Raw genomic sequence first — 6,217 nt, 5'->3', positions numbered from 1 at the left:
TGGTCGCCTGGCGCTGGGCGTCGTCAAAATAAGCCGGCACGGTGATTATCGCCTCGGTAATCTTTTCACCTAATTTAGCCTCGGCGTCTGCTTTAAGCTTAGAAAGAATCATCGCGGAAACTTCTTGTGGCGTATATTCCTTATCACCCAGCTTAACTTTTATGCCCTCGCCCGCCTGAATAATTTTGTAAGGCATAATCTTCTGATCGCGCACCACTTCCGGGTCGTCAAAACGCCGGCCAATCAGCCGCTTGACCGAAAAAACAGTATTTTCCGGATTAATTACCGCCTGCCGTTTGGCAGTCATGCCGACCAATCGTTCGCCATTTTTGGAAATCGCCACCACCGACGGCGTGGTCCGTCCGCCCTCGGCATTTTCAATAATCTTCGGCTGGCCACCTTCAATGATTGCCATTGCCGAATTAGTCGTCCCGAGATCAATACCTAAAATTTTCGCCATAGTATTTTTAATTTTTACTAATTAATAGTTTCGTTATTTGTCAAAAGTCCCGCCCGCATCGCCAGCGAAGCTTGGCGGGCAGGCAAATGTCCCTTTCCCTTGTTCCCCGTCCTCAGTTAAATGTCAATTGTCAAACGTCCTATTGCTTTTTCTTCGTTTCAATCTTAATCTTTTTCGGCTGATCTCCAAGCGCCTGTTTGGGAACCGAAATGCGTAAAACTCCGTCCTCTGCTACCGCGCTCGCCTGCTCCCCCAAAACATGGGTTGGCAGAGGGACGCTCCGGTAGAAACTGCCGCGCCTGATTTCTTTGCGATAATAGTTCTTTTCTTCCACTTCGCTTTTTTTCTCGCTTTCGCCCTTGATGGTTAGAATGTCATTTTCAATGGAGATGTCCACCTGCTCCGGATCAATGCCGGCCAATTGCGCCTCCACAATTACATTATCTTTATCCTCATACATATCAATCGCCGGCATCATGCCTTCGCGGCCGCGCGTCGCCGGCCACATTTCGCTAAACATTTTATCCATTTCTTCAAACGGTTCAAGAAATGGAGACCATCTGATAAGTGCTGACATAGCTTTACGGGTTTATCGTGTAAATTCAAATAATTTTGAATTTTACAACAAAAACCTCTTAATTTAAAAGTAAAAATGAAAAACGTAAATTAAAAATTAAAATATGTTGTCTTTGGTTAACTTAATCAAGCGTTTTTATTTTTGTCTTTCACTTTTTATTTTTTATATTTTATTTTTTAATTTGAATTCATACACCGCTACCCTCGCCGGCGCGATCACCTTGCCATGCAGTTTATAGCCGGATTTAACGACTCTTTCCACTAGGCCGTTCTTTTTTTCATCCTCCGTAATTATTTTTTCCACCGCCTCCATACTGTGATAATCAAACTGCTCGCCTTCGATAATTACCTCCTCCACCCCGAGCCGTCCGAGAGCATCAGCGAACTGCTTGATGATATGCTCAATGCCCTTATGCCAGCCATTTTGGCTGGCTGTTTCGTCCGTGTGAACGAAAGATATTTTCAAATTATCATAAACCGGCAATAGCTCGTATAAAATCTGTTCGCTCGCGAATTTATAATACTCTTCTTTGTCCCGCGCAGTCTGCTTCAATAAATTTTGGTAATCAGCCAAAGCGCGTTTATACTTTTCCTCAAGCATTACACAATCGCACTCAGGTGCCGCTTGTTTTGTTTCTTTCAATTCGTTATTTTCGGCTTTTTTATTTTCCTCTTTTTTCTTATGCATGCGCCAGTTTTAATTTGTTATCAATAAAATTCACAAAAGCCAAATTTTTTTCATAGTCCTGCCGAATCGGTCCGAGCAGGCCGAATAAACCGGTATTTTCTCCCAATTTATATTTGCTCATAATAGTCGAGCAGATTGGGCTGAACGGGTTATCATTACCCAAAAGTACACTCGGCCCGAATTCAGTACGGTCAAAAATCTCATCAATGATTTCGTCCAAACGGTCAATAATGCCGGAAATATCATAGACCAGCCGTGCCTCGATGAATTCCGGCTGAGATAAAAGATTGGCAATGCCGGTATAATAAAGATTACGCCGGTGAAAAGCCCAAAAAACCGCCAAGCCGGAAGCACTCGCCAGCGCCTTGGCTGTCTGCTTGAAAGACTGTTCATCCGTGCCGGCAAGCAATTTATCCAAGACTTCAGCTTCGGCGGCGCTGATTTTTTTTTCTTTCAATTTTGAAAGATAAAAGCGATAGGCCGGTTCGGTCGGCACTCGTCCGGCCGAGGTGTGCGGCTGAGCGATATAACCGGCCTGCTCCAGCTCCGCCATTTCGTTTCTCACTGTGGCCGATGAAACGCCCAATTTATACTTATTTACCACTGCCTCAGAACCGACCGGCGCACCGGTCCGAATGTGCTCTTTAACGATCGTAGCTAAAATTTGCTCCTGCCTCTTTTCCATATTTACTATACTATATTATTTAGCACTCGGGTGTCAAGAGTGCCAAAATATATGCCTGCCCCGCCCTTTCCTTGCAAATAGTGGTTAAAACAAGCGAAGCAAGACGCAGTCGCTCTAAATATATGGGTAGAAAAATAAATTAACTATGCAGAAAGTGCGGGGTCAAGAGTGCTAGAATTCAACTATTTTTTCCGCTTAAATAAAATAAAAATAAGGCAAACCAATTGCTGATTTCTGCCTTATTTCCTACTAATTTTCAATTCTCAATTATCAATTTTCAAACAATGATTAAATGATTAAATTTCCAATTGAATAATTCTAAAATTGAAAATTCATTGAAAATTGAAAATTGTAAATTTATTAATTTTATTCAATGCTCCCCTCCTCAATCTGATCTAAATTTTCGTTCGTTATCCCAAGCGAAAGAAAGCGCATTAATTGATATGCGGCAATCCCGTCTTTCATATAATACCTGCGGCCATCTTTAGGATTGATATACCAGGCTTCGCCCTTAGATTCTGTTTGCAATAAAACTCTGCCTTTCAATCTGGCGGCAAAATTAGAATCAAAATTGAGCGTTGCGGCTGAGAGCGGATCCGTGCCGGCTGTGAGTTCCGCGCCGTCAGAATCGCCATCGCCATCGGAATCATAATTGTAAGGATCGGTGCCGATTGCCTCTTCCAGTTTATTCGGCGCACCGTCGGCATCGGTGTCCAGATCCGCTTCAATTATTTTTTGATTAATGCCGATTGGAATTTTTTTCAAATCCGAATCTGTAATGCCAAGGCCGACCTTCCGCATCAATTGATAAGCGGTGTCGCCGTCCTTGAGATAAACCCGCTGGCCGTTATCGGTGCGTACATACCAGGCCTCGCCCAAGCCCTCAACTTGCAAAAGAATCCGGCCTTTTAATTTACTGCCAAGCCCGCTCGCCGCCACTGCTCCCAAAACCACCGGTTTAGCCGCGACAAAAGGATTCGCCGGAACCGCGGCCAAAGTAATATCCTGCAATTTACCGGCAATGACCGTAAAGCCCTGGCCGTATTCCACCTTGACATCCTTGAAAATTGCCAAATATGGCGCAGGAGCCAGGCTGGTTTCCGCATAACCCTTGGCCGCGATTTTCAGCTCTATAATTTTATTGTTGCGATAATACTGCCCTTGATCATCTTTGGTCAAATCATATATCACAATGATGCTCTTTTCCGGCATTGTCTGGCCTGCGGCATTTTTGGCGCGCAACCGTAAAAGAGGCGAAACTAATTTTTTTTCCAGTAGCTTGCCACGCGTCAAATTCAGGTTGTAAAAAGAAATATAATTTTTACCGCTCGCATCCTTTATGCCGGCGGCGTATAAGCCTTCCTGAAATTCAAATTTGATTAAACCCGCATAATCGGGGCTGCTTTTTTTCAAGCTTTTACCAAACACCGGTTTGCCCTTGGCATCCCGCTCCTGTTTAAAAATTTCCAAGCTGGAGGTGCGCGGCCAGGCGTCACCGGCCGCGTTGACTACCGTAAACTGCGCGCTGGAAAGAGTATATTCAAACTGCGTGGTGCGCTCGCTGTCAACGTGCAGATAGTATTCAATAAAACTTCCTTCGCTGGCTGGGCTGGCGAGCAAAGCATAGTCACCGCCAGCGCCGCGCAAAACATGAGCTTGGTCGGTCACGTAGACTGTGGTTTCACCCGTCTCACCGGTATCAAGTGCTGATGAGATTAAATCTTTTTTTTCCTTAATCGGCTTGCCGTCAGCGTCATAGCGCTGGGTATAAAGTGAAAATTTAAAATTTTTCTTAAGATTACCTAGCCCGTCGCGAAATATAAAACGGATGCCGGAAATGGTTTTGGTTACAGTCTTGCTCGCGCCACAGCCGAGAAACAAATCGCTGGCATACCAGAAATCACCCACAGTGGAGCTTTTATCATATACCTTGATCATCAGGCCAAAACCGCCTTCAGCATTGGCCTTAGGCGTAAATTTGACTGTTCCCTTACCTAAAAAAGGATCAATCTTGCCGGCGGCCACTTTCTTACCTGGCGCCGGATAGCCGTCAACATTAGTCAGCTGTTCATAGAGTTCAAAATTAAGATTCGGAATAAACTCCCCTTTTCCATCGCGAAAAATCATTTCAGCCGTCGCCGGCGCGCAGGCGGTCGTGCTGGTAGCAGCTGACACAGTCCCGATATTAAAAAGAGTTGCCGGAAAAAAAACTACTGCAAAAAAAATTAAATCACTGTAATTAAGTTTTCTTTTCATATGAATATAATTTATTATTCTTGCTAAGATTATACCACAATAAATATTTAATTAAAAATTGAATCATTGAAAATTCATTGAAAATTGAAAATTGAAAATTATTATTATTTATTTTTAGATTAACAATTTATAAAAAATAAACTTACCAGTAATTATAAATTTGAACTTTTTCTATTAAAGTACCAGGTCAAAAAATCGCGCGCGATTGGCGCGGCGATGGTTGAGCCCTCGCCGCCTTCTTCAATTAAAATCGTTATCACTACCTGCGGCCGGTCGAAAGGCGCGAATCCGGTAAACCAGGCGTGATTCGGCGCTTTGCTTGACCACTGCGCCGTGCCGGTCTTGCCGGCGACGGGAACCGGAACCGCAGACAAGCTGCGCGCGCTGCCGGTAGTAACCGTCTGCCGCATGCCCTCGCGTACGATGTTTATATTTTCCGGTTTGATAAAATCAGCGCGCACCGGAATTATTTCCACCGGCGTGGCTATCTTATCTTCATTAGAGAGTATCGCCTTAACCAAATGCGGGCGATAGAGCTTGCCGCCGTTGGCGAACACGGCGGTATAATCCGCGACCTGCAAGGGCGTCACCGTCAGATCTCCCTGGCCGATAGACAGATGGTAGGTATCGCCGATATACCACTTCTCGCCTTTGACTTTTTCTTTCCATTCCATTGACGGCAAAAAACCGGTGGCTTCCGCCGGTAAGTCAATGCCGGTCTGCTCGGACAGACCGAACATTTTTTCATAACGCACTATTCGCTCCACCCCAAGGCCCTTAAAGCCCTGATAACCACCGCCGATATAATAGAAGAAGGTGTTAACCGATTGGGCGAGGGCTTTTTTAACCTCCGTAGAGCCATGCCCGCCGGCACGCCAATCCGGAAAAAACCATGGTCCGACGCTGATGCCGCCGGTGGAGAGCACTGTGGTGTGTTCATTGATCACGCCCTCCTCCAAGGCGGCGGCGGCCATTACCGGCTTAATGGTTGAGCCGGAAGGAAATTCACCGGAAACCGCACGGTTAAAAAGCGGGTGGTCGGGATTATCCAGCAAAGCTTTATATTCATCGCCGGTGATGCCGCGAGCAAATAAATTATTATCATAAGTAGGCAAGCTGACCATAGCCAGCACCTCGCCGTTGTTCGGATCAAGCACAATCGCCGAACCGCGTTTGAGGCGGGCTTTGGCGAGCGTTGCCGACAAGAGCTCCTCCAGCTTCGCCTGAGCCTCGCTATCCAACGACAAGAGCAGACTATGGCCGTCAATCGCTTTTTGTGAATTCAATATTTTCTTTTCCCGCCCCAGTGCATCCACCTCAATCTGCTTTATCCCCGCCACGCCCTTAAGCTCATTTTCCCAAAAATACTCCACGCCGGACTTGCCCAGATAATCAATCATCTGGTACTCGCCGCCGGCGTTAGCCAGTTCGGCTTCGCTGATTTTTCCGGTGTAACCCAAAAGATGTGAAGTAGATAAAGACGGCAGATGATATTCGCGGCCGGAACGGCTGGTTAGCACCACGCCCGGCCAGTCGGCGGCTTTAAGCGCCA

Annotated in this window: 6 protein-coding genes; all 6 read right to left on the bottom strand. The window is 45.8% G+C overall.

Features of this window, described 5'->3' with window-relative positions; translation table 11 throughout:
• Positions 1–460, bottom strand: a 460-nt coding sequence (locus WC903_09080) for an Hsp70 family protein (GenBank protein ID MFA5894098.1), incomplete at its 3' end; no start/stop codon positions are given.
• Positions 461–599: 139 nt separating this feature from the next.
• Complete coding sequence (locus WC903_09075; GenBank protein ID MFA5894097.1) at positions 600–1,037, bottom strand: Hsp20/alpha crystallin family protein; 438 nt, start codon at positions 1,035–1,037, stop codon at positions 600–602.
• 162 nt (positions 1,038–1,199) lie between these two features.
• On the bottom strand, positions 1,200–1,724 hold the full coding sequence (locus WC903_09070; GenBank protein ID MFA5894096.1) for a nucleotide exchange factor GrpE: 525 nt from the start codon (positions 1,722–1,724) through the stop codon (positions 1,200–1,202).
• Positions 1,717–2,409: a hypothetical protein gene (locus tag WC903_09065; GenBank protein ID MFA5894095.1), complete on the bottom strand. Its 693-nt coding sequence runs from the start codon at positions 2,407–2,409 to the stop codon at positions 1,717–1,719. The genes WC903_09070 and WC903_09065 overlap by 8 nt, the downstream gene beginning before the upstream one ends.
• Positions 2,410–2,775: 366 nt before the next feature.
• Positions 2,776–4,665, bottom strand: coding sequence for a hypothetical protein (locus WC903_09060; GenBank protein MFA5894094.1), 1,890 nt, complete (start codon positions 4,663–4,665; stop codon positions 2,776–2,778).
• A gap of 152 nt (positions 4,666–4,817) precedes the next feature.
• Positions 4,818–6,217 (bottom strand): penicillin-binding protein 2 (gene mrdA, locus WC903_09055; protein ID MFA5894093.1); only part of this gene is annotated, 1,400 nt, incomplete at its 5' end.

Source organism: Candidatus Margulisiibacteriota bacterium (assembly GCA_041658645.1).
Classification (GTDB): Bacteria; Margulisbacteria; WOR-1; order O2-12-FULL-45-9; family XYB2-FULL-48-7; genus JBAZZV01.
This window is presented reverse-complemented; position numbering and strand designations above follow the sequence as displayed.

Coding starts and splice junctions, on each gene's coding strand:
- WC903_09075 (MFA5894097.1), bottom strand. CDS start 1,037: ATGTCAGCACTTATCAGATGGTCTCCATTTCTTGAACCGTTTGAAGAA.
- WC903_09070 (MFA5894096.1), bottom strand. CDS start 1,724: ATGCATAAGAAAAAAGAGGAAAATAAAAAAGCCGAAAATAACGAATTG.
- WC903_09065 (MFA5894095.1), bottom strand. CDS start 2,409: ATGGAAAAGAGGCAGGAGCAAATTTTAGCTACGATCGTTAAAGAGCAC.
- WC903_09060 (MFA5894094.1), bottom strand. CDS start 4,665: ATGAAAAGAAAACTTAATTACAGTGATTTAATTTTTTTTGCAGTAGTT.